We start from the raw sequence: 23,211 nt of genomic DNA, 5'->3' as shown, positions 1-23,211 counted from the left end.
CGCGTCTTCGTTGTGCCGCAGGCATTCTCAATCGTTATCGCTAAACTCAGTAGATCAATCGACCATGCATCTGTCGCGCCTTTCCCTAGCAGCCGTTCTGTTCGCCCTGTTCATTGGCATCCCACAGGTGTTCGCCGAGGAGCCACCGACGGCGGAGAGCGTGCAGCAGAGCCTGGATAGCCTGGCTGATCGCAAACTGCCGGAAGCCGAGCAGCTGGCGCTCAAACAGACCCTGGAACAGACGCTGCGCATGCTTCAGGATCGGCAGAGCGCCGATCAGCGTCTCAGCGACCTGCGCAAGCAACTGGACGACGCGCCGCGCTTGATCACCGAGGCCCAGCGCGAACTGGACAGACTCAAGGCCAGCCCGGAACAACAGGTTTCCGCGCGCCATGCGCGGACCTCGCTCGCTCAGCTCGAACAATTGCTCAGCGAGCGCTCCAGCCAGATCAGCGAATGGAACAAGGCCATCATCGAGGCCAACAGCCTGGTGATCACCGCACAAACCCGCCCGGAGCGTGCCCAGGCGGAGATCAGCCAGAACCAGACACGCAGCCAACTGATCAACGACGGCCTCAAGAGCGGTCGCTTCGATGGCAAGGCACTGACCCAGGAGCGCCGTAATCAACTCAGCGCGGAGCTCTCGTTGCTCGCAGCGCAAACCCAGCTACGCCGCCAGGAGCTGGCCGGCAACAGCCTGCTGCAAGACCTCGGCAGTGCCCAGCGCGCACTGCTCGAGGAACGTATCAATCGCGCCGAGCAGGAGCGCCAGGCCCTGCAGGGTCTGATCAACGAACGGCGCCGTGCGGAATCGGAGCAGACTGTCGCCGAGCAATCGCGCGAGGCCGAACGTGCCAGTTCGGATAAGCTGCTGGCCAGGGAAAGCTCGCTCAACCTGAAGCTTTCCGACTATCTGCTGCGTGCGACAGACCGCCTCAACGGCCTGACCGAGCAAAACCTGCAAACTCGTCAGCAGCTGGACAACCTCAATCAGGCCAACCAGGCCCTGGATGAGCAGATTCGGGTGCTGCAAGGCAGCCTGCTGCTGTCGAAGATTCTCTACCAGCAGAAACAGGCCCTGCCGAAACTCAAGCTCGAAGACGGCTCGCTCGCCGACGAGATCGCCGACATTCGTCTCTATCAGTTCGAGCTGAACAAGCAACGTGAAGAAATCAGCGACCCCGCCCGCTATGTGGACAACCTGCTCAGCGACCAGCCGAGCGAGGAGGTCACCCCTGAACTGCGCAATGCACTGCGCGAGCAACTCAACACCCGGCGTGAATTGCTCGACCGCCTCAATCGCTCGCTGAATGCGCTGCTCAATGAGTCGATCACCCTTCAGCTCAACCAGAAGGAGCTGGAGAGCACGGCCAGCAGCCTGCGCGCCACCATCGACGAGCAGATGTTCTGGATTCCCAGCAACAAGCCACTCGATCTGGATTGGCTGAAATCGGCACCGCGTCGTCTTGAGCAGCAACTGGCCAGCATGCCCTGGGGTCTGGCCATCAGCGAGCTCGGCGCCGGTTTGTTCGAGCGCCCACTGGTTTTCCTGCCGCTGATTCTGCTCTGCGCCCTGATTCTCTGGCGGCGCCAGTATCTGTTCAACAAGCTCAGCGCCCTGCATGGCGACATCGGCCATTACAAGCACGACAGCCAGCTACATACACCGATGGCACTGGGGCTCAACGTCATCCTCGCGCTACCGGTTACACTGTTCCTGGCGCTTTGCGGCTATGCCCTGCTGCATGATGCGCGCGGGCAGAACCTCTATCTGGGTGCCGCACTCTATGAGATGGCGGAAGCCTGGCTGGTGTTCTACACCCTGCACCGCATTCTTTCTCCGGATGGTGTGGCCATCCTGCACTTCCACTGGCCACCGGCCAACGTTGCCTTCTTCCGCCAGCACCTGCGCCGCCTGGGCCTGGTGGTGATGGCGCTGGTGGCCGTGGTGAGCATTGCCGAACACCAGCCGGCGAGCCTGGCCAACGACGTCATCGGCATCGCCGTGGTCCTGAGCTGCTACGCCCTGATGGCCTGGTTGCTGTTCCACCTGCTGTTCAGCGCCCCGCTGCGCGAGAACACCTCCGCCTTGCGCACCAGCGTCGGCGTGCTGTTCAACCTGCTACCGCTAGCGCTGATCGGTGCGGTTGCCTTCGGTTATTACTACACGGCGCTCAAGCTCACCGACCGCTTGATCGACACCCTGTACCTGCTGATCATCCTGCTTATCGTCGAGGCCACGCTGGTACGCGGCCTGAGCGTGGCGGCACGACGCCTGGCCTATCAGCGTGCACTGGCCAAACGCCAGGCACAGAGCAAGGAAAGCCTGGATGGCGAAGCACCGGTAGAAGAACCGACCCTGGATATCGAGCAGGTCAACCAGCAGTCCCTGCGCCTGATTCGCCTGGCCCTGCTCGGCGGTTTCCTGGTCTGCCTGTACTGGGTCTGGGCCGATCTGATCGGCGTCTTCACCTACCTCGACACGATCAATCTCTACGAATACAGCAGTGGCACCGGAGACAGCGCAACACTGGTGCCCATCAGCCTGATGGACGTGATCGGCGCGCTGATCATCGTCGCCATCACCGTAGCCCTGGCGCGCAACCTGCCGGGCCTGCTCGAGGTACTGGTGCTGTCGCGCATGCGTCTGGCGCAGGGCAGCGCCTACGCCACCACCACCCTGCTGTCCTACGTGCTGGTGGGTATCGGTATCGTCACCACCCTGTCCACCCTGGGGGTGAGCTGGGACAAGCTGCAATGGCTGGTGGCCGCGCTGTCGGTGGGCCTGGGCTTCGGCCTGCAGGAAATCTTCGCCAACTTCATCTCCGGCCTGATCATTCTGTTCGAGCGCCCGGTGCGTATCGGCGACGTGGTGACCATCGGCAACCTGTCCGGCACAGTGAGCAAGATCCGTATCCGCGCCACCACCATCACCGATTTCGACCACAAGGAAATCATCGTTCCAAACAAGACCTTCATCACCGGCCAGTTGATCAACTGGTCGCTGAGCGACACGGTCACCCGCGTCACCCTCAAGGTCGGTGTCGGCTATGGCTCGGATCTCGACCTGGTGCGCAAGCTGCTGCTGCAAGCGGCGCAGGAAAACCCAAGGGTGCTCAAGGAGCCGTCGCCGCTGGTGTACTTCCTAAACTTTGGCGAAAGCACGCTGGACCATGAGCTGCGCATCCACGTGCGCGACCTCGGCGACCGCAACCCGGCCACAGACGAGATCAACCGCTTCATCGACCGCGAGTTCCCGAAGAACGGCATCAACATCGCCTTCCGTCAGGTCGAGGTGTATGTGAAGAACCTGGAACACGGCGAGCAAAAACTCGATCAAAAGGATCTGGCCAAGGCCGCAGCTGCCGGCGCCGCCAGCCTGCAGCAACCACCCAAGCCGCCCGCGGCGCCCTGAGCAGTTAGGAACCCTGGTGAAAAGTCTCGATACGCTGAGCTTCAACAACCGCTTCGCCCGCCTCGGTGATGCGTTCTCAACCGAAATACTGCCCGAACCGATCGAGCAGCCAAGGTTGGTGGTGGCGAGCGAGTCAGCCTTGGCTCTGCTCGATCTCGCCGCTAGCGAAGCACAGCGCCCCGAGTTCGCCGAACTGTTCGCCGGACACAAACTCTGGGAAGAAGCCGAACCGCGCGCCATGGTCTATTCCGGCCACCAGTTCGGCGGCTACACCCCGCGCCTGGGCGATGGTCGCGGACTGCTGCTGGGCGAAGTGGTCAACGAGGCCGGCCAGCATTGGGATCTGCACCTCAAGGGCGCCGGCATGACGCCCTACTCGCGCATGGGCGATGGCCGCGCGGTGCTGCGCAGCTCGATCCGCGAGTTTCTCGCCAGCGAACACCTGCATGCCCTTGGTATCCCCAGCTCGCGCGCGCTATGCGTGACCGGTTCGGAGACACCGGTGTGGCGCGAGAAGCAGGAAAGCGCCGCCATGGTCCTGCGCCTGGCGCAGAGCCACGTGCGCTTCGGCCACTTCGAATACTTCTACTACACGCGCCAACACGAGCACCTGAAGACTCTGGGCGAACACGTCATGGCCTGCCATTTCCCGCAGTGCCTGAAACAGGACGAACCCTGGCTGGCGCTGCTGCGCGAGGTGATCGAACGCACCGCCGCGATGATCGCCTACTGGCAGGCCTATGGTTTCTGCCATGGCGTGATGAACACCGACAACATGTCGATCCTTGGCATCACCTTCGACTACGGCCCTTACGCCTTCCTCGACGATTTCGACGCCAACCATATCTGCAACCATTCCGACGACACCGGTCGCTACAGCTTCAGCAATCAGGTGCCCATCGCCCACTGGAACCTCGCCGCCCTGGCGCAGGCGTTGACGCCGTTCGCCGCGGTCGAACAATTGCGCGAGGCCTTGGAGTTGTTCCTGCCGCTGTACCAGGCGCACTACCTCGACCTGATGCGCAAGCGCCTGGGTTTCACCAGTGCCGAGGATGAGGACGAAGCGCTGATCCAGCGTCTGCTGCAACTGATGCAGGCCGGTAAATCCACCGACTACACCCTGTTCTTCCGCCACCTCGGCGAACAGGCGCCTGCCGAGGCACTGATGATCGTGCGTGACGATTTCGTCGACCTCGCCGGCTTCGACGCCTGGAGCCGCGACTACCTGGCCCGTTGCGAACGCGAGGGCGGCGAACAGGCCGAACGCCAGGCGCGCATGCATTCGGTCAACCCCAAGTACATCCTGCGCAACTACCTGGCACAGCAGGCCATCGAAGCCGCCGAACAGGGCGACTATGGCCCGGTACGTGAGCTGCACGCGGTGCTGTCACGACCGTTCGACGAACAACCGGACATGCAGCGCTATGCCGAACGCCCGCCGGAGTGGGGCAAGCACCTGGAGATCAGCTGTTCGTCGTAAGTGGTAGCGCTTTGGCCCTGTTCGTGGCGGCCCACAGACTCTGGCCAGACCTCTCGACAGCGCTTATCTGTTAAATCGAAAAGGCATATCAATCTGCCCAAACATTCTTAGACTATCTAAAAGAACCCCTCTATCTTGGCGCCCTGCCAGGCCGCCCAGTGCGTGCCCGATACCTCACACGAGATTCGACGCAAAGAATCTGTCCCCGATCCCGCTGGCCGAGACCTGCTGCCAAACAGCCAGGCCACCCAGCGGATCAGCGGCCGGTTCTAAGGATTTTCATGCTCTGGGACTCCCTGCCTCTGCTGTTTGTCGGCGCCCTGCTGATCTGGGTGCTCTATGCCTTCGTCCGCGAAAAGTGGAGCCCGGACATCGTCGCCGCCATCGCCGTAGCCGCCTTGCTGGTCAGCCAGCTGCTGACGCCAGGCGAAGTGCTAAGCGTGCTGTCCAACTCAGCCCCCGTGACCATCGCCTGCATGTTCGTGCTCTCCGCTGCGCTGGAGCGTACCGGCTGCATCGACGCCCTCGGCAATTGGCTGGGCAATCTGGTCGGCACCAGCCCGATTCGCGTGCTCACCGGCCTCACCGTCACCGCGCTGGTGGTATCGGCCTGCCTGAACAACACGCCAGTGGTGGCCATCCTCACCCCGGTGGCCATCGCCTTGGCGCGCCGCGCCGGCACTCTGCCGTCGAAACTGCTGATCCCGCTGTCCTACGCCACCATTCTCGGCGGCACCCTGACCATGATCGGCACCTCGACCAACATCCTGGTCGACGGTGTCGCACGCAAGGCGGGCATGGCGCCCTTTGGCATCTTCGAGATCACCGGCGTCGGCCTGATCATGGCCGCCTTTGGCATGCTCTACCTGCTGACCGTAGGCCGCCACCTGCTGCCAGAACGCGAGACCCTGTCGCGCCAGCTGCGCCCGGATCTGTCGCGCACCTTCATGACCGAACTGCTGGTACCGCACGACTCACCGATGATCGGTAAGACCCTGCACGAAGCCAACCTCAATGGCGGCAGTGGCCTGCAGGTGCTCAAGCTGTTCCGTGAAGAGCAGGAACTGACCGAACCCGGCGCCGAAACCCTGCTCTCCAGTGGCGACCGCCTGGTGCTGCACGGCCAGGTCAAGGATGTGGTGGAGCTGCGTGAGAGCGGCCACCTGAGCTTCAACCGCGGTGATGCCTTCGAGACCATCAGCAGCCACGACGTGATTCTCGCCGAGGCCATCGTCGGGCGTAACTCACGCTACAGCCACCGCCCGATGCGCGATCTGGACCTTACCGCGCGCTACGGTATCGCCGTGCTCGCCGTGCATCGCCAGGACGAGAACGTGCAGGGCAACCTCGATGATTTCGAGCTGCAATTCGGCGACGTGATGCTGGTCGAAGGCACGCCGGCACAGATCAAACGCTTCGCCGACAACGGCGAGCTGATCAGCCTCAACGCCGTGCAGGAGCGCGCCTTCCGCCGCGACAAGGCGCCCATCGCGATTCTCTCCACCCTGGCCGTGATGTTGCTGGCCGCCTTTGGCGTGATGCCCATCGAAGGCCTGGCGATCATCGGCGCAGTCACCGTGCTGGCGACCCGTTGCCTGGATGTGGAAGACGCCTACAAGGCGGTGGACTGGAAAATTCTCAGCCTGATCTTCGGCATGCTGGCCATCAGCATCGCCATGGACAAGGTTGGCCTGGTCAAGCTGCTGGTGGAAAACGTCATGGGCTGGCTGCCCTGGGCCGGACCGTTGCTGATGCTGAGCTTTATCTACCTGTTCACGTCCATCCTTACCGAAATGCTGTCGAACAACGCCGTGGCCGTGCTGATCACCCCCATCGCCATCGGCATGGCCCAACATCTGGGCGTGGACCCACGCGCCTTCGTGGTCGCAGTGATGTTCGCCGCCAGTGCCAGCTTCGCCACGCCCATCGGCTACCAGACCAACACCTTCGTCTACAACGCCGGTGGCTACCGCTTTACCGACTTCATGAAGATCGGTATTCCCCTGAACCTGCTGCTGTGGGGCGTAGCCACCCTGGTCATCCCCTGGTTCTTCCCGCTGACCCCGCTCTGACTTGATATCCGCAGGCGCTGGCGCCATTTAAGGGACATGACTCACGGAGCCTCGCCTCATGTCCGATCCGCTGCTGATTCCCTGCCCGCACTGCAACGGGCTCAACCGCATTCCCGCCGAGCGTCTGCACGACGCCCCACGCTGCGGCCGCTGCAAGAGTGAAGTGCTGCCCGCTGCGCCCATCACGCTCACCCAAGCCAACTTCGCCAGTCAGTTGAAAGGCGACCTGCCATTGCTGGTGGATGTCTGGGCCAGTTGGTGCGGCCCCTGCCAGGCTTTCGCCCCGACCTTCCAGCAGGCAGCCGCACAGCTGCAGGGACGCTGCCGCCTGGGCAAGCTCGACAGCGAGGCCAATCAGAACCTGGCTGGGCAACTGGGCATACGCTCCATTCCCAGCCTGATCCTGTTCAAGGGCGGCGTCGAAGTCGCCCGCCAGAGCGGCGCCATGCCTCTCCCACAACTGCAGGCCTGGCTGCGCCAGCAGGGCATTTAGGATGCACCGGTAGCCCGGATGCGATCCGGGGATAGCCGTTACGCGATTTCCCGGATTGCATCCGGACTACGTGCCTGGGGCGCTTGAGCGCTTCGGTCAGTCGCCACGGGCGCTGCGGTCAATTGCAGCGCGCCAACCGCCCCTTAGTCTGGCAAAACGTCCGCTCAAGGAGTTTCGCCATGCCGCTGCCCGTAGAAATCGCTCGCCAGCTCACCGAGGAACAGATCGCCTTCGTCAAACGCAGCGGCCTCAAGGCCGAAGTGCTGGAGCCAGGTTTCGTGCGCCTGCGCATGCCCCTGCAAGGCAACCAGAACCATATCGGCAGCATGTACGCCGGCGCCTTGTTCACCCTGGCCGAAATTCCCGGCGGCGCGCTGTTTCTGACCAGCTTCGACGCCCAGCGCTTCTATCCCATCATCAAGGAAATGAACCTGCGCTTTCGCCGCCCGGCCACGGGCGACATTCAGGTCGAGGCGCGCCTCTCGGCCGAGGAAATCGTCCACCTGGAAGAACAGGCCAACCAGCAGGGCAAGGCCGAATATCTGCTGGAGCTGCAACTGACCGACGGCAGCGGCGAAGTGGTCGCAGAAAGTCGCGGGTACTACCAATTGCGTTTACGCTGAACGGTGCCGCTGCCTGCATTCGCAATCGGTAACATTCCCCGACCTTGCCATAGGTCAAAAGAGCGGCTATCTGAACAGGCACAATAAAATTGCCGAGGGGTATCGGCAGGAGAGCCGTCACCATGTTCAAGCACATTCTTATCGCCCATGACCTGCGCGACACCGCTGACATGGCGTTATGCCGCGCCACGCAGTTGGCCCAGCAGCACAACGCCCGACTGAGCATCCTGCACGTGCTCGACCCTAGCCAGAGCAGCGAACAGCACGAAAAGGCGCGCCAAGCGCTGGATCGCAGCCTGACCCGATACGCCCCTCCCGGCACTGAACTGCGCATGCTCAGCGGCAAACCTTCGGAAGTGGTGCTGCAACAGGTTCAGGACAGCGGCTGCGACCTGCTGGTGCTGGGCGGGCACCACCAGCGTCATGACTTTTTCTCCGGCACCAGCCTCGATCGCATCGCCCGCCGCTGCACCGTGCCGCTGCTGCTGGTAGCGCGCAACGACGCCCAGCCTTATAAGAGGGCGCTGGCCGCCATCGACTTCTCTCTGTGCGCCTGCAGTGCCCTCGGCCAGGCCTATCGCCTGCTGCCCGGCGATGCCGAGCTGCACGCCCTGCACGTATTCGAACCGGACAAGGGCACGCCGCAGCAGGTGGAACTGCAACTGCAGACCCAGCGCGGCCTGATCGATCAGCTATTGCAAGACGAAGCGCAAAGCCTGCCGCCTGGCGGCCCGAAGCTCAGCCACGACGTGCTGCAGGGCGGCATCCTGCGCAGCCTGCAAGAGCAGATCAAGACGCGTCGAGCAGAACTGCTGGTGCTCGGCAGCCACGGCCGCAGCGCCTTTTCTCAAGCCTTGCTGGGCAGCCTGGCGCAGCATTTCCTGCACAAGGCGCCTTGCGACGTGTTCGTGGTGCGCTAACGAACAAGGCGCCCGCGGGCGCCTTGTTTTATCGTTGACAGTCCCTCAAGCCTGATTGAGCAGATCGTGCAATTCGACGAACTGCAGCGTCAGCTTGTGCCGTGCATCCAGATGGATCAGCGGCGTGCACACCTGGTGCGATTCGCGCATCTTTACCGAGCTCATCAGGTTCACCGGCAACACCGGCAAGCCCTCGGCGATCAGCTCATCCAGCAATTGCTGCGGCAAGGTCGCGCGCGGCTGGAACTGGTTGACCACGATGCCCTCCACCTCCAGAGCATCGTTATGGTCTTCCTTCAACTCGTCGATCTCGGCCAGCAGGCCATACAGGGCGTTGCGCGAGAAGCTGTCGCAGTCGAAGGGGATCAGCACGCGGTCAGCCGCAATCAGCGCGGAAACCGTATAGAAATTCAGTGCCGGCGGTGTGTCCAGGTAGATATGGTCGTAATCTTCGGCCAGTTCGTCGAGCAGTTTGCGCAGCTTGTTGATCTTGTGTTTCTGCTCCAGCTTCGGCTGCAGCTCGGCCAGCTCGGCCGTGGCGGTGACCACGTGCAGGTTGTCGAACGGCGTCTCGTAGATATCCACCTTGCCCTTCTTGGCGAAGGGCCCGGAAGACAGGGTCTGCTTGAAGAAGTCAGCAATGCCCATGGGAATTTCCTCGCCAGTGAGCCCGGTGAGGTAGTGAGTCGAGTTGGCCTGGGCATCCAGGTCGATCAGCAGCGTACGGTAGCCCTGTGCCGCACTGACCGCCGCGAGATTACAGGCGATGCTGGACTTGCCCACCCCCCCTTTCTGGTTGAACACCACACGTCGCATCGCCGCTCTCCCTGATCTGGAATGTTCCGAATTCTATGCAAAGCCCATGACAAGCACGAGACGTAGGCCACATCGCCATCATCCGCCCATCAGAAGAAGCTGCGCAACATTTGCACAGCGCCGCGTGCATCTAGATAATGCCCGCCCGAACAAGTACCGGCACTATGCCATGGCACTGACTGACGCTGTCTCTTTCAGGCGTATCGTCGTGCCGACCAGTATGCCCGGAGTGGCGAAAAGCCTCGTGCTATGAATTTCCAGATCGAAGGATTGCGCGCCTGGGCCCCCGGCCTGGAGTCAGAGGATGATTGGCGTGCCTGGTGCAACGCCCCCATGGTCGTGCCCGACGACCAGCAACAGCCGGACGTCAGTTTCCTACCCGCCATGCAACGGCGCCGCCTCAGCCGGCTGGCGCGCATGCTGTTCCATGTCGCCTGGCCACTGGCCGAGGGGCGAGGCCCTTTACCCCTGGTGTTCGCCTCGCGCCATGGCGAAACCCCGCGCACGCTGGCGATCCTCAACGAGCTGGCGAAGGGCGAGCCGCTGTCGCCCACCCAATTCAGCCTGTCAGTGCACAACGCCATCATCGGTCTGTGGTCGATCCTGCGCGAAGACAATAGCGAAATGACCGCCATGGCCGCTGCCGGGGACGGCCTGGAACAGGCCATGCTCGAAGCCAGCGGGCTACTTGCCGAAGGCGCCCCCGCTGTTCTGCTGGTCATTGCCGAAGAGTTGCCGCCCGACCTCTATACAGCCTATATAGATGACGTACCCTTCTCGTACGCGCTGGCTCTGCTGCTGAAACCGGGCAAAACCTGGACCTTGAGCCTCGCACCTGCCGAATCCGGCTTACCCGCCGCCTGGCCACACCCCCTGAACCTGCTGCGCGCCTTGCATGGCGGGCAGCGAACGCTGACTCATTACTGGAAAGACCGCCAATGGACCTGGTCACGCAACGAGGCCTGAGCCCTTATAGCCCGCCTTATGCATGGAGGCTTGTCGCCACTGCACTGAGCTTCGCCCTGTTCGGCGTCGGCGGTGTACTGCTGCGCGTGCTGGTATTCCCGCTGATCGGCCTGCTGCCAGGCGACGCCCTGCATCGGCGTACCCGTGCACGCGCGGTGGTCAGCCGTACCTTTCGCCTATTCGTCGAATTCATGTTCCGCACCGGCGTACTCACCTATGAGGTCGAGGGTGCAGAGCGCCTGGGCCGCCCGGGACAGATGGTGATCGCCAATCATCCCTCACTGATCGATGTGGTGGTGCTGATCGCCTTCATCCGCGATGCCAACTGCGTGGTCAAGCAGAGCCTGTGGGAAAACCCCTGCATGCGCGGGCCGATTCGCGCCGCCCAGTACATCAGCAACAGCGGCAGCATGGACATGCTTGACGAAGCTGCCGGCGCCCTGCAAAACGGCGAAACCCTGATCATTTTCCCCGAGGGCACTCGTACCGTACCTGGCAGCAGCCCGGAATTTCATCGTGGCGCCGCCGCGATTGCCGTGCGCGGCGCCAGCGTGGTGACCCCGGTGGTCATCAGCGTGACGCCCACGACGCTGACCAAGGCCGAGCCCTGGTACAGCATTCCGTCGCGTCGTTTTCACTTTCGGCTGCGGGTCGGGGAGGATATCGATCCGCGCCAATTCACCGAGCAGGCGCCATTGCCGATAGCTTCGCGCAAGCTCAACGACCATCTGCACCAACACTTTATGAAGGAGCTCGCCTCAGATGAGCGATCTGCAACTTGAAATCAAGAACCTGATCATCGATGCCCTCGGCCTCGAGGACATGAGTGCCGATGACATTGGCGCGGAGCAGACTCTGTTTGGCGAAGGGCTCGGCCTGGACTCGGTGGACGCACTCGAGCTGGGGCTGGCAATCCAGAAGCGTTTCGGTATCAAGATCGACGCTGAAGCCAAGGACACGCGCAAGCACTTCGCCAACGTCGCGAGCCTGGCTGCGTTCGTTTCCGCCCAGAAAGCTGCTTGAGGATTTCACCGATGCAAAGCCGTGAAGAAATCTTCGTCACCCTGCGTAGCGCCCTGGTGGAGCTGTTCGAGCTGGAGGCCGAGCGTGTGACCCTGGACGCCAGCCTGTATGAAGACCTGGAGATCGACAGCATCGATGCGGTCGACCTGATCGACCATATCAAGCGCCAGACCGGGCGCAAGCTCGCCGCCGAGGAGTTCAAGAGCGTGCGCAGCGTGGGCGATGTGGTCGAGGCCGTGTATCGCCTGATCAATGACACGCCTCAGACCCAAGACTGACCCCATGGCTCGCCTGTTTGGCCTGCTGTTGCTGATAGCCGGCGTGCTCTACCCGTTCGCCGTCTATTACGGCCTGGAGCATTGGTCGCCGCGTGTGTTCGCCGCGTTACTGGGCGGCCTCTGGCTGGCCCGCGCCCTGACGGCGCGTCGCCGGCCGGGCGGCCTGTGGCTGGCCGTGGCGGCGTTGGTGTTCTGCCTACTGCTCGGCGTCGCCAACGAACCGGTGCTGCTGCGCTGGTACCCGGTTCTGCTCAACCTGATGCTGCTGGCGCTGTTCGGCCTCAGCCTGAAGTTCGGCCCGCCGCTGGTGGAACGCATGGCGCGCCTACGCGAGCCGGAGCTGCCGGACGTCGCCGTGCGCTACACGCGCACCGTCACCAAGGTCTGGGCGCTGTTCTTCCTCGGCAATACCGTCCTGCTGATGGCACTGGCGATGTGGGCACCGCTGTCCTGGTGGACGCTCTACACCGGATTGATCTCTTACGGCCTGATCGGCCTGTTGTTCGCTGGCGAATGGTTGATACGCCAGCAGGTAAGGAAATACGAATGATCTGGCTGCCCCTCACTGATCTGTTGCTGGAGGCTCAGCCCGAGCGTCAGGTTGCCCTGCAACCCGCCCTGCATCATGCGGCGTTGCGTGAGCGCGCCCTGCGCCTGGCCGCCGCCCTGCAGGCGCGCGGTGTACAACGCGTGGCACTGTATCTGGAAGATGCTGCCGAGCTGGCCATCGCCCTGCTCGGTGCCTGGCGCGCTGGCGTCGAGGTGCTGCTGCCTGCCGACGCCCAGGTGCAGACACGTCAGCGCCTGACGTCCCAGGTCGACCTGTGGCTGGATGACATCGCCGAACTGGATGCCGAACCACTGCCAGGCGCACCGCTGCAGCCCGAATATTGCCGCCTGACCCTGTGCACCTCGGGCTCCAGTGGTGAACCCAAGCTGATCGACAAGAGCCTTGCGCAGCTGGCCAACGAGGTCGAGGCATTGGAGCGGTTGTGGGGCCAGAACCTCGGCCAGGCCACCGTCCTCGGCAGCGTCGCCTGCCAGCATATCTACGGCCTGCTGTTTCGTTTGCTCTGGCCGTTGTGCGCCGGTCGCCCCTTCTGTCGCCGCGCCCTGCCATTCCCTGAAGATCTGCAGCAGGCCAGCCTGAGCCAGACCGACTTTGTCTGGGTCGCCAGCCCGGCCCTGCTCAAGCGCATGGGCGACAATCTCGACTGGTCGGCACTGAGCTGCGTGAAACAGGTATTTTCCTCCGGTGGCGCGCTGCCCAGCGAAGCGGCCGAATCCCTGCACGAACGCCTGGGCCAGTGGCCAACGGAAATCTACGGCAGCTCGGAAACTGGCGGCATCGGCTGGCGCCAGGGCGACACAGCCTGGCAGCCGTTCCCAGGCGTCGAGCTGAGCCTCGATGAAACCGGCGCCCTGCGCATCGCTTCACCGTACTTGCCAGCCGGGCATATCGAACAGAGCGCAGATGCCGCCGAGATCGGCGCTGACGGCCGTTTCGTTCTGCGCGGGCGCCTCGACCGCATCATCAAGCTCGAGGAGAAACGCATCTCCCTGCCCATGCTCGAGCAGGCGTTGATCAGTCATGACTGGGTAACCGATGCCCGCCTTGGCGTGATTCAGGAAGGCCGAGCCTTCCTCGGCGCCGTGCTGGCCCTGAGCCCGAACGGCGTGCATGTCCTGCGCAATCAGGGCCGTCGCAGCGTGACCGAAACCCTGCGTCGACACCTGGCCGAACACTGCGAAACCATCGCCCTGCCACGCCGCTGGCGCCTGCTGCTGGAACTGCCCTACAGCAGCCAGGGCAAGCTGGCGCAGAGCCAGATCGACGCCCTGCTGGCCGCGCCACGCCCGACGCGGGTGGAGCCTGTCAGCGCCGAACAGCGCGACGGCGAATGGCTGCTGCAATTGCAGGTGCCACTGGATCTCGCCCATTTCACCGGCCACTTCCCGCAGACGCCGGTGCTGCCAGGCGTGGTGCAGGTGGACTGGGCCCAGCAGCTGGCGCGCCAATTGATCATCGACCTGCCACCGCGCTTCGCCGGCATGGAAGTGCTGAAATTCCAGCAACTGGTGCGCCCCGGCGACACCCTGCAGTTGTCCCTGCGTTTCGATGCCGAACGCGGCAAGCTGTATTTCGCCTATCGCAATGGCGAGGCAGCCTGTTCTTCCGGGCGCATTCTGCTGGAGCAGGCCCATGGCTGAGCCAGGCTTCAATCCCTGTGCAGTGATCCCGGTGTACGACCACGAGCGGCCATTGCCCGGTGTGGTCGGGCAACTGCGCCGCGCCGGCTTGCCGTGCCTGCTGGTGGATGACGGTTCCAACGCGCCCTGCGCGGCGGTAATCGACGAACTGGCGCAGCAGCCGAACATTCACCTGCTACGCCTGCCGAGCAACCAGGGCAAGGGCGGCGCAGTGATGGCCGGCCTGCGTGAGGCGGCGCGCCTCGGCTACAGCCATGCCCTGCAGGTAGACGCTGATGGCCAGCACGACCTGAGCACTCTTGACCAGTTCATCGCCGCCGCTCGTGCTCATCCGCAAACCCTGGTCTGTGGTTATCCGCAATACGATGCGAGCGTGCCCAAGTCGCGCCTCTACGCACGCTACCTGACCCACGTCTGGGTCTGGATCAACTGTCTGTCATTGCAGATTCGCGACTCCATGTGTGGCTTTCGCATCTACCCGCTGCCGGCCACCCTGGCCCTGCTCGATACGGTGAAACTCGGCCGGCGCATGGACTTCGACACCGAGATACTGGTGCGCATGGCCTGGCGCGAGCAGCCCATGCACTGGCTGCCGACCCGTGTGCATTACCCGGCCGATGGCCTCTCGCACTTTCGCCTGTGGCACGACAACCTGCTGATCTCCGGCATGCACGCCCGGCTGTTCTTCGGCATGCTGCTGCGCGCACCGAGGATTCTATGGCGCAGGCTGGTCGCATGAGCGCTGCCGAGCACACCGATCACTGGGCTCGGCAGAAGGAGCGCGGCAGCTTTCTGCTGATGCGCTTCACCGTCGCCGCCGCGCGACTGCTCGGCCGTCGCCCCCTGGTGCCGCTGCTGTATCTGATCGTCCTGTATTTCTACATCTTTGGCCGCAGCGCGCGGACCAGCATCCATCAATACCAGTACAACCTGGCGAACTGGGGCGCACGCCCCGATCTGCGCCCCAGCCGCCGTTCGGTACTGCGTCAGTTCCTGGCGTTCGCCGATAGCCTGCTGGACAAGCTCGACGTGTGGAACGGCCGCCTGCCGTTGCAGGAACTGCAACTGGTAGACCCCGGCAACCTGCGCCACACCTTGCATGACGGTAGCCGTGGAAGACTGCTGGTAGGCGCTCACCTGGGCAACCTGGAGGTCTGTCGGGCGCTGGCCGAGCTTGGCGAGCGGGTGCGCATGAACGTGCTGGTACACACCAAGCACGCCGAGCGCTTCAACCGTCTGCTGGGCGAATCCGGCGCCAGCCATCTGCGCCTGATTCAGGTCAGCGAGCTGGACCCGGCAATCATGCTGCAGCTGGCCGAGCGCCTGGAGCGTGGCGAGTGGCTGGCGATCGCCGGCGACCGCGTGCCGCTGCATGGCGGACGCAGTGTCACGGTCGATTTTCTTGGCCAGCCCGCCGCCTTCCCTCAAGGTCCCTGGTTGCTGGCCGGCCTGTTGCAATGCCCGGTCGGGCTGATGCACTGCCTGAAGATCGACGGGCGCTACCAGGTGCGCCTGGAACATTTCGCCGATGCGGTGAGCTGGAAGCGCAGCGAGCGCGACCAGGTGGTTCACGGCTGGGCACAACGTTACGCGCAGCGCCTGGGCGAACACTGCCTGGACGCCCCGCAGCAATGGTTCAACTTCTACCCTTTCTGGAAGCGAGATGACGACATACCAGCCTGAGCCGGTGATCTTCGGCGAGCGCGCCCTGACCATCGAGAACATCGTAGCCCTGTCGCAGCGCCAGGCCCGCGCCCAGTTGCAGGATGATGCCGCCTACCGGGAAAAGATCGCCAAGGGCGCGCGCTTCCTCGACACCCTGCTGGACAAGGAAGGCGTGATCTACGGCGTCACCACCGGCTACGGCGACTCCTGCGTGGTGGCCGTGCCGCTGCATCAGGTCGAGGCGCTGCCCAAGCACCTGTTCACCTTCCACGGCTGTGGCCTGGGCAAACTGCTCGACGCGCCGAGCAGCCGCGCCGTGCTAGCCGCCCGTTTACAGTCACTGTGCCACGGCGTTTCCGGCGTGCGCGTGGAACTGCTGGAACGCCTCCAGGCGTTCATCGAGCACGACGTGCTGCCCCTGATTCCTGAAGAAGGCTCGGTCGGCGCCAGCGGCGATCTCACCCCGCTGTCCTACGTCGCCGCCACCCTCAGCGGTGAGCGCGACGTGCTGTACAAGGGCGAGCGGCGCAGCGCCGCCGAGGTGCATGAAGAACTCGGCTGGACGCCGCTGACCCTGCGCCCGAAAGAAGCCCTGGCGCTGATGAACGGCACCGCCGTGATGACCGCCCTGGCCTGTCTGGCCTATGCCCGCGCCGACTACCTGCTGAAGCTGGCGACACGCATCACCGCGCTCAATGTGATCGCCCTGGAGGGCAATCCGGAGCACTTCGACGAGCGCCTGTTCGCCGCCAAGCCGCATCCGGGCCAGACCCAGGTCGCCGCCTGGATTCGCCAGGATCTGGCCGTCGAGGCGCCGCTGCCGCCACTGCACCGCCTGCAGGATCGCTACTCGATCCGCTGCGCGCCGCACGTGCTTGGCGTGCTGGCCGACAGCCTGGGCCTGCTGCGCCAGTTCATCGAGATCGAACTCAACAGCGCCAACGACAACCCGCTGTTCGACGCCGAGACCGAGCGCACCCTGCACGGCGGGCATTTCTATGGCGGGCACATCGCCTTCGCCATGGACAGCCTGAAGAACCTGGTGGGCAACGTCGCCGACCTGCTCGACCGTCAGCTCGCCCTGCTGGTCGATACCCGCTACAACCATGGCCTGCCGAGCAACCTGTCCGGCGCGCCGGCTGCAACGGCGATGATCAACCACGGCTTCAAGGCCGTGCAGATCGGCGCCAGCGCCTGGACTGCCGAAGCGCTGAAAAACACCATGCCGGCCAGCGTGTTCTCGCGCTCCACCGAGTGCCACAACCAGGACAAGGTGAGCATGGGCACCATCGCTGCACGCGATGCCCTGCGCAGCCTGGAGCTGACCGAGCAGGTCGCCGCCGCTACCCTGCTGGCCGCCAACCAGGGCGTCTGGCTACGCGAGCGCGCCGGCAAGCGCGACATCCCGGCGCCGCTGGCGGCGATGCGCGAGCAACTGGCCAGCGACTTCCCACCGGTGATCGAAGATCGCGCCCTGGAAGATGAGCTGCGTCTGTGCCTGGAGCGTATCCGCAGCCAGTACTGGAGGCTGTATGCGTAAATCAGGCGTATTGCAGGCGCAAATCGAACTGCAGGTGCAGTTCTATGACGTCGACATGATGGAAATCGTCTGGCACGGCCACTACGTCAAATACTTCGAGCAGGCGCGCTGCGCGTTGCTCGACAAGCTCGACCACAACTACCGGCAGATGCGCGACTCCGGCTACGCCTGGCCGGTGATCGACCTGCAGGTTCGCTACGTGCGCGGCGCCCAGTTCGGCCAGCGCATCATCGTGCGCGCCGACCTGGTGGAATGGGAAAGCCGCTTGAAGATCAACTACCTGATCAGCGACGCCGAAACGGGTGAGCGCATGACTCGCGGCAGCACCGTGCAAGTGGCCGTGGAAATCGCCACGCGGGAAATGCAGTTCGCCTCGCCACAGGTCTTCATCGATGCCGTACAGAGGGCCATCGCGTGAAACGCCTTCTCGGTGCAGCTCTGGGCTTTATCCTGCTCGGCACAGCCCATCTGGCGCTGGCCTTCGACCTCGACCAGCTCAGCGAGCAACTCGGCGAGCCCGAGGTGGTGCGCGGCACTTTCATCCAGGAAAAACACCTGCGCGCCCTGCCGCAGCCGCTGACCAGCCGTGGCACCTTCGTCCTGGCCAAGGATCATGGCCTGCTCTGGCTGCTCGAACGCCCGCTGCAGCAGGACTACCGCATCGACACGCAGGGCATCGCCCGGCGCGGCGAGCAAGGCTGGCAATTCGTCGCCCAGCAAAGCGCCACCGCTCAGCAGAACCGCCTGTTCCTCGCCGTGCTCAAGGGCGACAGCAGCGGTCTGCGTCAGGATTTCGAGCTCAGCCTGAGCGGCACAGCCGAGGCCTGGCAGCTCGACCTGACGCCTCGCAGCGTGCTGCTCAAGCAGGTATTCAAGGCCATCGTCATCAATGGTGGTGAGCTGGTGCAGAGCATCGAACTGCAGGAAACCCAGGGCGACAGCACCGTGCTGCGCCTTGAGGACAATCAGGCCGACCAGTCCCTGAGCGATGCGGAGCGACATGACTTCCAGAGTTGAATACTGGGGCTCACGACTGTTCCCGCTCGCCCTGCTGCTGCTCGTTGTCGTTGCTGCCTGGCAGTGGCGCGGCGGCGCGCCGATCTCGGCCAACCTGCTGGAACTGGTCCCCAGCGGCACGCCGGACGCGCCCGAACAGCAGGCCGTGCAACGCATGCAGGAGCCGCTCAACCGCGAGCTGCTGGTGCTGATCAGCCACCCGCAGCGCGAACAGGCACTGGCGCTGACAGCCGAACTGGGCACACGCTGGCAGCAGCAGGCGCTGTTCGAGAGGGTGCAGTGGGATCCGCAAGCCGACCTGTCCGGCATCCGCCAGCAATTGCAGGATCAACGCCTTGCGCTGTTGCCGGCTGCCGACCGTCAATTGCTGATCGACAACCCGGCCGCCTTCGTCGAGCGGCGTGTGCAGGATCTGTTCGACCCCTTTCGCAGCCAGGGCGTAGTCGCCACCAACGATGACCTGCTCGGCCTCAGCACCTTGGTGGAGAAAGGGCTTCCCCACCACCACAATGTCCAGGTCGATCTCAGCGGCGCGCTGATCGCCGAAAGCGAGGGGACCACCTGGGCCCTGCTGCGCGCCCGCACCAATGCAGACGCCTTCGACGGCAACCTGGCGCTGGCCGTGGACGATCTAGTCACCCAGGCTCGCAACGAGGTGCAGGCAGGCGGCGGCCAATTGCTCGCCAGCAGCGGACTGCTGTATTCCGCCCACGGCCAGCGTGAAGCCACTCGCGAAATCAGCCTGATGGGCAGCATCGCCAGTGCCGGCGCCCTGCTGATGATGCTGCTGGTGTTTCGCCGGGTACGCGTACTGCTCGCCTTCATTCCCGCAGCCATTGGCGTGCTCGCTGGGCTCACGGCCTGCGTCGCGGTGTTCGGCCATGTTCATGTGATGACTCTGGTGCTGGGCGCCAGCCTGATCGGCGTGGCCATCGACTACCCTCTGCACCTGCTGTCGAAAAGCTGGACGCTGCAACCCTGGGATAGCTGGCGTGCCCTGCGCGCCACCTTTCTTGGCCTGACCCTCGGTCTGCTGACCAATGTCATCGGCTATCTGGCCCTGGCCTTCACCCCATTCCCGGCACTCAAGCAGGTGGCGATCTTTTCCGCCGCCGGCCTGCTCGGCGCCTATCTGAGTACTCTATTTCTGCTGCCAACGCTGCTCGGCAAGGCCGCGCTCCGTCCCTGGCAAGCGCCGCATGCTCTGGCACAGCGTCTGCTCGACCGGCGCGAAGCCCTGCTACGCAAACTGCCCACACCCTGGCTGCTGTTGATCTTCGCCCTGTTCTGCACCGGTGGCCTGTTGCAGCTCTCGCACAAGGACGACCTGCGTCAGTGGGCCAGCGTGCCGCCACAATTGCTGGAGCAATCGAAAGCCATCAGCCAGATCGTCGGTATGCAACCGACCAGTCAGTTCTTTCTGGTGCGCGCCGACGATGAGGAGCAATTGCTGCAACGCCAGCAGTCTTTGAGCCAGCGCCTGGACAGGCTGGTGGAACAAGGCCAGTTGAAGAGCTATCTGGCGTTGAGCCAGCTGATGGCGCCGGCCACGCAGCAGGAGGCACTGCGTCAGGCCGTGGCACAGCTGCCGAGCCACAGCGCCGCACTCAGCGAGCTGGGCATCCCCGCCGACGCCATCGCGCGGGAGGCTCAACAGCTGCAAGCCCTGCCGACGCTGAACATCGACCAGGTGCTCGCCGCGCCGCTCAGTGAGCCCTGGCGACCACTCTGGCTGGGCAACACCGATGACGGCCAGGTCGCCGGCTTGATCAGCCTGCAAGGCTTGACCGACAGCGACCTGCTCGCCGCCCGGGCCGAAGGCCTGGACGGGGTGAAGCTGGTCGACCGCCTCGGCGAACTCAATCGCCTGTTCGCCGCCACGCAAGTCAGCGCCGCCGAACTCAAGCTGGCCTCCTGCCTGCTGATCTTCGCCGTACTGTGCATCTTCTTCGGCGCACACGGCGCCGCTCGCGTACTGGCGGTCTCTCTATTGGCCGCACTGGCCAGCCTGGCCAGTCTCGGTTGGCTTGGCCAGCCGCTGACCCTGTTCAGCCTGTTCGGCCTGTTGCTGGTCACCGCCATCGGCGTGGACTACGCCATTCTGATTCGCGAACGGGTCGGCGGTGCGGCCACCAGCCTGCTCGGCACGCTGCTGTCGGCACTGACCACCTGGTTGTCGTTCGGCCTGCTGGCCGTTTCCAGTACGCCTGCAGTAAGCAACTTCGGCCTGGCCATCAGCATCGGCCTGGCCTTCAGCTTCCTCCTCGCCCCCTGGGCGGGTGACGCGCTGGCCAAGGATAAGCAGACATGACGGTCGCCCTGTTCTGGCTGCTGGCCCTGGCCATCTATGCGCTGGTCGCGGTCGTCGCTGGGCGCCGCCTGGTTCCCATCGTCGGCCAACTGCTGGTGGCAGCACTCGCCATTCCGGCGCTGCTGTTGCTGTGGGCCGAGCCGCACTGGCAACTGAGCGCGGCCGAGCTGCTGGCGCCCGATTGGCTGAACCTCGCCTACGGCCTGTGCTTCGCGCTGCTGCTCGGCTATATCCTCAGCGACGTGATCGACCTCGATCTCAGCCAGGCCTGCGTGAAGATCGCCCTGCCGAGCTTTCTCGTGCCGATGCTGGCTGGCCTGGCCTGCTCGCTCTGGCTACTGCCCGGCGAGCGCGGCTGGCTGAGCGCGGTGGGCATTGGCCTGCTGTTCTCCATCACCGCCATCCCGGTGCTCTATCTGTTCCTGCAGAGCATCGGTTACCCGGCCGCCGCCAGCAAACGCCTGCTGCATGCGGCAATCCTGATGGATTTCATGTGCTGGAGCCTGTTCGGCCTGGCCCAGGGCAGCAGTCAACCGGCGACATTGCTCTGGCCGCTGCTGACGGCGCTGCTGCCCGTGCTGCTGCGCCTGCTTAAGCTGCGTCATCCGTCGTGCTACAGCCTGCCGTTCTTCGCCCTGATGCTGCTGTTCCAACAACTGGGGCTGAACGCTCTGGTGTTCGGCATCGCCTACATGCTGTGTCTGGGCTACCTGAAGCAGCCGTTCGTGCTGCCATTGGCGCAGCGTCACTGGCAGCTGCTGATGAATGGCGTGGCTGTCCCGCTGATTCTCACTTACGGCGTGCTGCGCGTGGATTTCCATGGCCTGGGTCAACACATGTCCTGGCTGGTGATAGGTACCCTGCTGGCGCTGCCGGTCATCAGCAAGGTGCTTGGCAGTTGGCTGGGCCTGCATTGGGCAGACCCGGCTGCGTCAGCGCGGATCAAGTGGCGTGAGAGCCTGCTGCTGAATATCCGCGGCCTGACCGAAATCGTGTTCCTCAACCTGCTCCTGCAGCTCCAGCTGATTGATTCAACGGTGTACTTCGGCCTGCTGCTGATGAGTCTGTTCTCTACTCTGTTGCCTGCCCTGCTGGGCCGGCACACCGTCAATCATGAAGCGAAAGCCCGCTATGAAATCTCCTGAACTCGAACAACGTCAGATCGTCGTCATCGGTGCCGGCCCGTCCGGCGCCATCGCCGCCGCCATCCTCAAGCGCCAGGGCCACGACGTACTGCTGCTGGAGCGCCAGCGCTTCCCGCGCTTTTCCATCGGCGAAAGCCTGCTGTCGCACTGCCTGGACTTCGTCGAAGAAGCCGGCATGCTCGAAGCCGTGCAGGCAGCCCGCTTTCAGACCAAACATGGCGCCGCGTTCGCCTGGGGCGATCGTTACACCAGCTTCGATTTCCGCGATAAGTTCACCGAGGGCAAGGGCTCGACCTATCAGGTGATCCGCGCCGACTTCGACAAGCTGCTGGCCGACGAGGCCGAGCGCCAGGGCGTGGAGATTCGCTACGAGGAAGAAATCTTCGCCGCTGATTTCTCCGGCGACTGCCCGCGGCTGTCGGTTCGCCGCCTGGCCGATGGCTTTGAATACCAGGTCGAGTGCGCCTTCGTCCTCGATGGCAGCGGCTATGGTCGCGTGCTGCCACGCCTGCTCGACCTCGACACCCCATCGGCCTTCCCGGTACGCCGTGCGGTGTTCACCCATATCGAGGACCGTATCGACCCGGCCTCGGGCTTCAACCGCGAGATGATCCTCATCACCACCCATCCGACCCTGCGTGACGTGTGGTTCTGGACCATCCCGTTCAGCAACGGCCGCTGCTCGCTGGGCGTGGTCGCCGCGGCCGAGCACTACGAGAACTACCCGCAGGATCTCGATGCCTGCCTCAAGCAGTTCGTCGCCGAAACCCCATCGCTGAGCAAGGTGCTGGGCAATGCCGTGTGGGATACCCCGGCGCGCGAGATCAACGGTTACTCGGCCAACGTCAAGAGCCTGCACGGGCCAGGCTTCGCTCTGCTGGGCAACGCCGCCGAGTTCCTCGACCCGGTATTCAGCTCGGGAGTGACCATTGCCATGCGCTCGGCGAGCATGGCCGCCGGGCTGCTGCATCGTCAGTTGAACGGCGAGACGGTGGACTGGGAAAACGAGTTCGCTATCCCGCTCAAACGCGGCGTCGACACCTTCCGCGTCTACGTCGAGGGCTGGTACGAGGGTTCGTTCCAGGACGTGATCTACTACGAAAAAGCCTCCCCGGAGATTCGCCGCATGATCAGCTCGATCCTTGCCGGCTACGCCTGGGACAGCAAGAATCCCTATGTTTCCGAACCACGCCGACGCCTGCGAGTTCTCGCAGAGCTGTGCGCCCAACCCTGACA

At 63.9% G+C, this 23,211-nt stretch carries 21 protein-coding genes; 20 read left to right on the top strand and 1 reads right to left on the bottom strand.

All coding sequences use genetic code 11. The annotated features are described in order from the left end of the window. Window positions 1-64: 64 nt before the first annotated feature. The 6 genes from mscK (at window position 65) to JWV26_RS13615 (ending at window position 9,003) form a co-directional block, all read left to right on the top strand. Window positions 65-3,415 (top strand): mechanosensitive channel MscK, encoded by a 3,351-nt coding sequence (gene mscK / locus JWV26_RS13640; RefSeq protein ID WP_072423341.1) that lies wholly within the window; start codon window positions 65-67, stop codon window positions 3,413-3,415. Between the two features lie 16 nt (window positions 3,416-3,431). Next, complete coding sequence (selO, locus tag JWV26_RS13635) at window positions 3,432-4,895, top strand: protein adenylyltransferase SelO (RefSeq protein ID WP_072423342.1); 1,464 nt, start codon at window positions 3,432-3,434, stop codon at window positions 4,893-4,895. A 281-nt stretch (window positions 4,896-5,176) separates the two neighbouring features. Beyond that, window positions 5,177-6,967, top strand: a complete 1,791-nt coding sequence (locus JWV26_RS13630) for an SLC13 family permease (RefSeq protein ID WP_072423343.1) — start codon at window positions 5,177-5,179, stop codon at window positions 6,965-6,967. A gap of 58 nt (window positions 6,968-7,025) precedes the next feature. Beyond that, window positions 7,026-7,460, top strand: coding sequence for a thioredoxin TrxC (gene trxC, locus JWV26_RS13625; RefSeq protein WP_079784762.1), 435 nt, complete (start codon window positions 7,026-7,028; stop codon window positions 7,458-7,460). Between the two features lie 179 nt (window positions 7,461-7,639). After that, complete coding sequence (locus JWV26_RS13620; protein WP_206417073.1) at window positions 7,640-8,083, top strand: YiiD C-terminal domain-containing protein; 444 nt, start codon at window positions 7,640-7,642, stop codon at window positions 8,081-8,083. 122 nt (window positions 8,084-8,205) lie between these two features. After that, window positions 8,206-9,003, top strand: a complete 798-nt coding sequence (locus JWV26_RS13615) for a universal stress protein (protein WP_074913753.1) — start codon at window positions 8,206-8,208, stop codon at window positions 9,001-9,003. A 45-nt stretch (window positions 9,004-9,048) separates the two neighbouring features. On the opposite strand, the gene JWV26_RS13610 is transcribed toward JWV26_RS13615, so the two are convergent. Next, on the bottom strand, window positions 9,049-9,819 hold the full coding sequence (locus JWV26_RS13610) for a ParA family protein (protein WP_074913752.1): 771 nt from the start codon (window positions 9,817-9,819) through the stop codon (window positions 9,049-9,051). Window positions 9,820-10,068: 249 nt separating this feature from the next. Between JWV26_RS13610 and JWV26_RS13605 the strand changes: the two genes are divergently transcribed. The 14 genes from JWV26_RS13605 to JWV26_RS13540 are packed head-to-tail and all read left to right on the top strand — an operon-like array spanning window position 10,069 to window position 23,209. Then, window positions 10,069-10,785, top strand: coding sequence for a beta-ketoacyl synthase chain length factor (locus JWV26_RS13605; RefSeq protein ID WP_206417072.1), 717 nt, complete (start codon window positions 10,069-10,071; stop codon window positions 10,783-10,785). Beyond that, window positions 10,758-11,567 (top strand): lysophospholipid acyltransferase family protein, encoded by an 810-nt coding sequence (locus JWV26_RS13600; RefSeq protein WP_241201218.1) that lies wholly within the window; start codon window positions 10,758-10,760, stop codon window positions 11,565-11,567. The genes JWV26_RS13605 and JWV26_RS13600 overlap by 28 nt, the downstream gene beginning before the upstream one ends. Continuing rightward, complete coding sequence (locus JWV26_RS13595; RefSeq protein WP_017678587.1) at window positions 11,548-11,808, top strand: phosphopantetheine-binding protein; 261 nt, start codon at window positions 11,548-11,550, stop codon at window positions 11,806-11,808. Before JWV26_RS13600 ends, JWV26_RS13595 begins: the two co-directional genes overlap by 20 nt. A gap of 11 nt (window positions 11,809-11,819) precedes the next feature. Continuing rightward, the gene (locus JWV26_RS13590) at window positions 11,820-12,086 is read left to right on the top strand and encodes an acyl carrier protein (RefSeq protein WP_074913750.1); all 267 of its coding nucleotides are present in this window, start codon (window positions 11,820-11,822) and stop codon (window positions 12,084-12,086) included. Between the two features lie 4 nt (window positions 12,087-12,090). Continuing rightward, window positions 12,091-12,636 carry a COG4648 family protein gene (locus JWV26_RS13585; RefSeq protein WP_206417071.1) on the top strand — a complete coding sequence of 182 codons (546 nt, stop codon included), beginning with the start codon at window positions 12,091-12,093 and terminating at the stop codon, window positions 12,634-12,636. Then, window positions 12,633-14,297, top strand: a complete 1,665-nt coding sequence (locus tag JWV26_RS13580) for an acyl-CoA synthetase family protein (protein WP_206417070.1) — start codon at window positions 12,633-12,635, stop codon at window positions 14,295-14,297. Before JWV26_RS13585 ends, JWV26_RS13580 begins: the two co-directional genes overlap by 4 nt. Then, window positions 14,290-15,036: a glycosyltransferase family 2 protein gene (locus JWV26_RS13575; RefSeq protein WP_206417069.1), complete on the top strand. Its 747-nt coding sequence runs from the start codon at window positions 14,290-14,292 to the stop codon at window positions 15,034-15,036. The genes JWV26_RS13580 and JWV26_RS13575 overlap by 8 nt, the downstream gene beginning before the upstream one ends. Then, window positions 15,033-15,980 carry an LpxL/LpxP family acyltransferase gene (locus tag JWV26_RS13570; protein WP_074913926.1) on the top strand — a complete coding sequence of 316 codons (948 nt, stop codon included), beginning with the start codon at window positions 15,033-15,035 and terminating at the stop codon, window positions 15,978-15,980. Before JWV26_RS13575 ends, JWV26_RS13570 begins: the two co-directional genes overlap by 4 nt. Further along, window positions 15,961-17,502, top strand: coding sequence for an HAL/PAL/TAL family ammonia-lyase (locus JWV26_RS13565; protein ID WP_206417068.1), 1,542 nt, complete (start codon window positions 15,961-15,963; stop codon window positions 17,500-17,502). The genes JWV26_RS13570 and JWV26_RS13565 overlap by 20 nt, the downstream gene beginning before the upstream one ends. Next, on the top strand, window positions 17,495-17,920 hold the full coding sequence (locus JWV26_RS13560; protein ID WP_074936516.1) for an acyl-CoA thioesterase: 426 nt from the start codon (window positions 17,495-17,497) through the stop codon (window positions 17,918-17,920). Before JWV26_RS13565 ends, JWV26_RS13560 begins: the two co-directional genes overlap by 8 nt. After that, window positions 17,917-18,519: a LolA family protein gene (locus tag JWV26_RS13555; protein ID WP_206417067.1), complete on the top strand. Its 603-nt coding sequence runs from the start codon at window positions 17,917-17,919 to the stop codon at window positions 18,517-18,519. Before JWV26_RS13560 ends, JWV26_RS13555 begins: the two co-directional genes overlap by 4 nt. After that, on the top strand, window positions 18,503-20,830 hold the full coding sequence (locus JWV26_RS13550; RefSeq protein ID WP_206417066.1) for an MMPL family transporter: 2,328 nt from the start codon (window positions 18,503-18,505) through the stop codon (window positions 20,828-20,830). Before JWV26_RS13555 ends, JWV26_RS13550 begins: the two co-directional genes overlap by 17 nt. Then, a complete protein-coding gene (locus JWV26_RS13545) occupies window positions 20,827-21,975 on the top strand; it encodes a cation:proton antiporter (RefSeq protein ID WP_092379641.1) in 1,149 nt (382 codons plus the stop codon). The genes JWV26_RS13550 and JWV26_RS13545 overlap by 4 nt, the downstream gene beginning before the upstream one ends. Next, on the top strand, window positions 21,962-23,209 hold the full coding sequence (locus JWV26_RS13540; RefSeq protein WP_206417065.1) for an NAD(P)/FAD-dependent oxidoreductase: 1,248 nt from the start codon (window positions 21,962-21,964) through the stop codon (window positions 23,207-23,209). Before JWV26_RS13545 ends, JWV26_RS13540 begins: the two co-directional genes overlap by 14 nt. The last annotated feature ends 2 nt before the right edge of the window (window positions 23,210-23,211 follow it).

It is taken from the genome of Ectopseudomonas toyotomiensis, assembly GCF_017167985.1.
Taxonomy (GTDB): domain Bacteria; phylum Pseudomonadota; class Gammaproteobacteria; order Pseudomonadales; family Pseudomonadaceae; genus Aquipseudomonas; species Aquipseudomonas toyotomiensis.
This window is presented reverse-complemented; position numbering and strand designations above follow the sequence as displayed.

Bases quoted from the DNA above. Each gene is read 5' to 3' on its own strand.
- trxC (WP_079784762.1), top strand. From the start codon at position 7,026: ATGTCCGATCCGCTGCTGATTCCCTGCCCGCACTGCAACGGGCTCAAC.
- JWV26_RS13590 (WP_074913750.1), top strand. From the start codon at position 11,820: ATGCAAAGCCGTGAAGAAATCTTCGTCACCCTGCGTAGCGCCCTGGTG.
- JWV26_RS13545 (WP_092379641.1), top strand. From the start codon at position 20,827: ATGACGGTCGCCCTGTTCTGGCTGCTGGCCCTGGCCATCTATGCGCTG.
- JWV26_RS13560 (WP_074936516.1), top strand. From the start codon at position 17,495: ATGCGTAAATCAGGCGTATTGCAGGCGCAAATCGAACTGCAGGTGCAG.
- JWV26_RS13585 (WP_206417071.1), top strand. From the start codon at position 12,091: ATGGCTCGCCTGTTTGGCCTGCTGTTGCTGATAGCCGGCGTGCTCTAC.
- JWV26_RS13610 (WP_074913752.1), bottom strand. From the start codon at position 9,819: ATGCGACGTGTGGTGTTCAACCAGAAAGGGGGGGTGGGCAAGTCCAGC.
- JWV26_RS13575 (WP_206417069.1), top strand. From the start codon at position 14,290: ATGGCTGAGCCAGGCTTCAATCCCTGTGCAGTGATCCCGGTGTACGAC.
- JWV26_RS13570 (WP_074913926.1), top strand. From the start codon at position 15,033: ATGAGCGCTGCCGAGCACACCGATCACTGGGCTCGGCAGAAGGAGCGC.
- JWV26_RS13615 (WP_074913753.1), top strand. From the start codon at position 8,206: ATGTTCAAGCACATTCTTATCGCCCATGACCTGCGCGACACCGCTGAC.
- JWV26_RS13600 (WP_241201218.1), top strand. From the start codon at position 10,758: ATGGACCTGGTCACGCAACGAGGCCTGAGCCCTTATAGCCCGCCTTAT.
- JWV26_RS13630 (WP_072423343.1), top strand. From the start codon at position 5,177: ATGCTCTGGGACTCCCTGCCTCTGCTGTTTGTCGGCGCCCTGCTGATC.
- JWV26_RS13580 (WP_206417070.1), top strand. From the start codon at position 12,633: ATGATCTGGCTGCCCCTCACTGATCTGTTGCTGGAGGCTCAGCCCGAG.
- mscK (WP_072423341.1), top strand. From the start codon at position 65: ATGCATCTGTCGCGCCTTTCCCTAGCAGCCGTTCTGTTCGCCCTGTTC.
- JWV26_RS13620 (WP_206417073.1), top strand. From the start codon at position 7,640: ATGCCGCTGCCCGTAGAAATCGCTCGCCAGCTCACCGAGGAACAGATC.
- JWV26_RS13540 (WP_206417065.1), top strand. From the start codon at position 21,962: ATGAAATCTCCTGAACTCGAACAACGTCAGATCGTCGTCATCGGTGCC.
- JWV26_RS13550 (WP_206417066.1), top strand. From the start codon at position 18,503: ATGACTTCCAGAGTTGAATACTGGGGCTCACGACTGTTCCCGCTCGCC.
- JWV26_RS13565 (WP_206417068.1), top strand. From the start codon at position 15,961: ATGACGACATACCAGCCTGAGCCGGTGATCTTCGGCGAGCGCGCCCTG.
- JWV26_RS13595 (WP_017678587.1), top strand. From the start codon at position 11,548: ATGAGCGATCTGCAACTTGAAATCAAGAACCTGATCATCGATGCCCTC.
- JWV26_RS13605 (WP_206417072.1), top strand. From the start codon at position 10,069: ATGAATTTCCAGATCGAAGGATTGCGCGCCTGGGCCCCCGGCCTGGAG.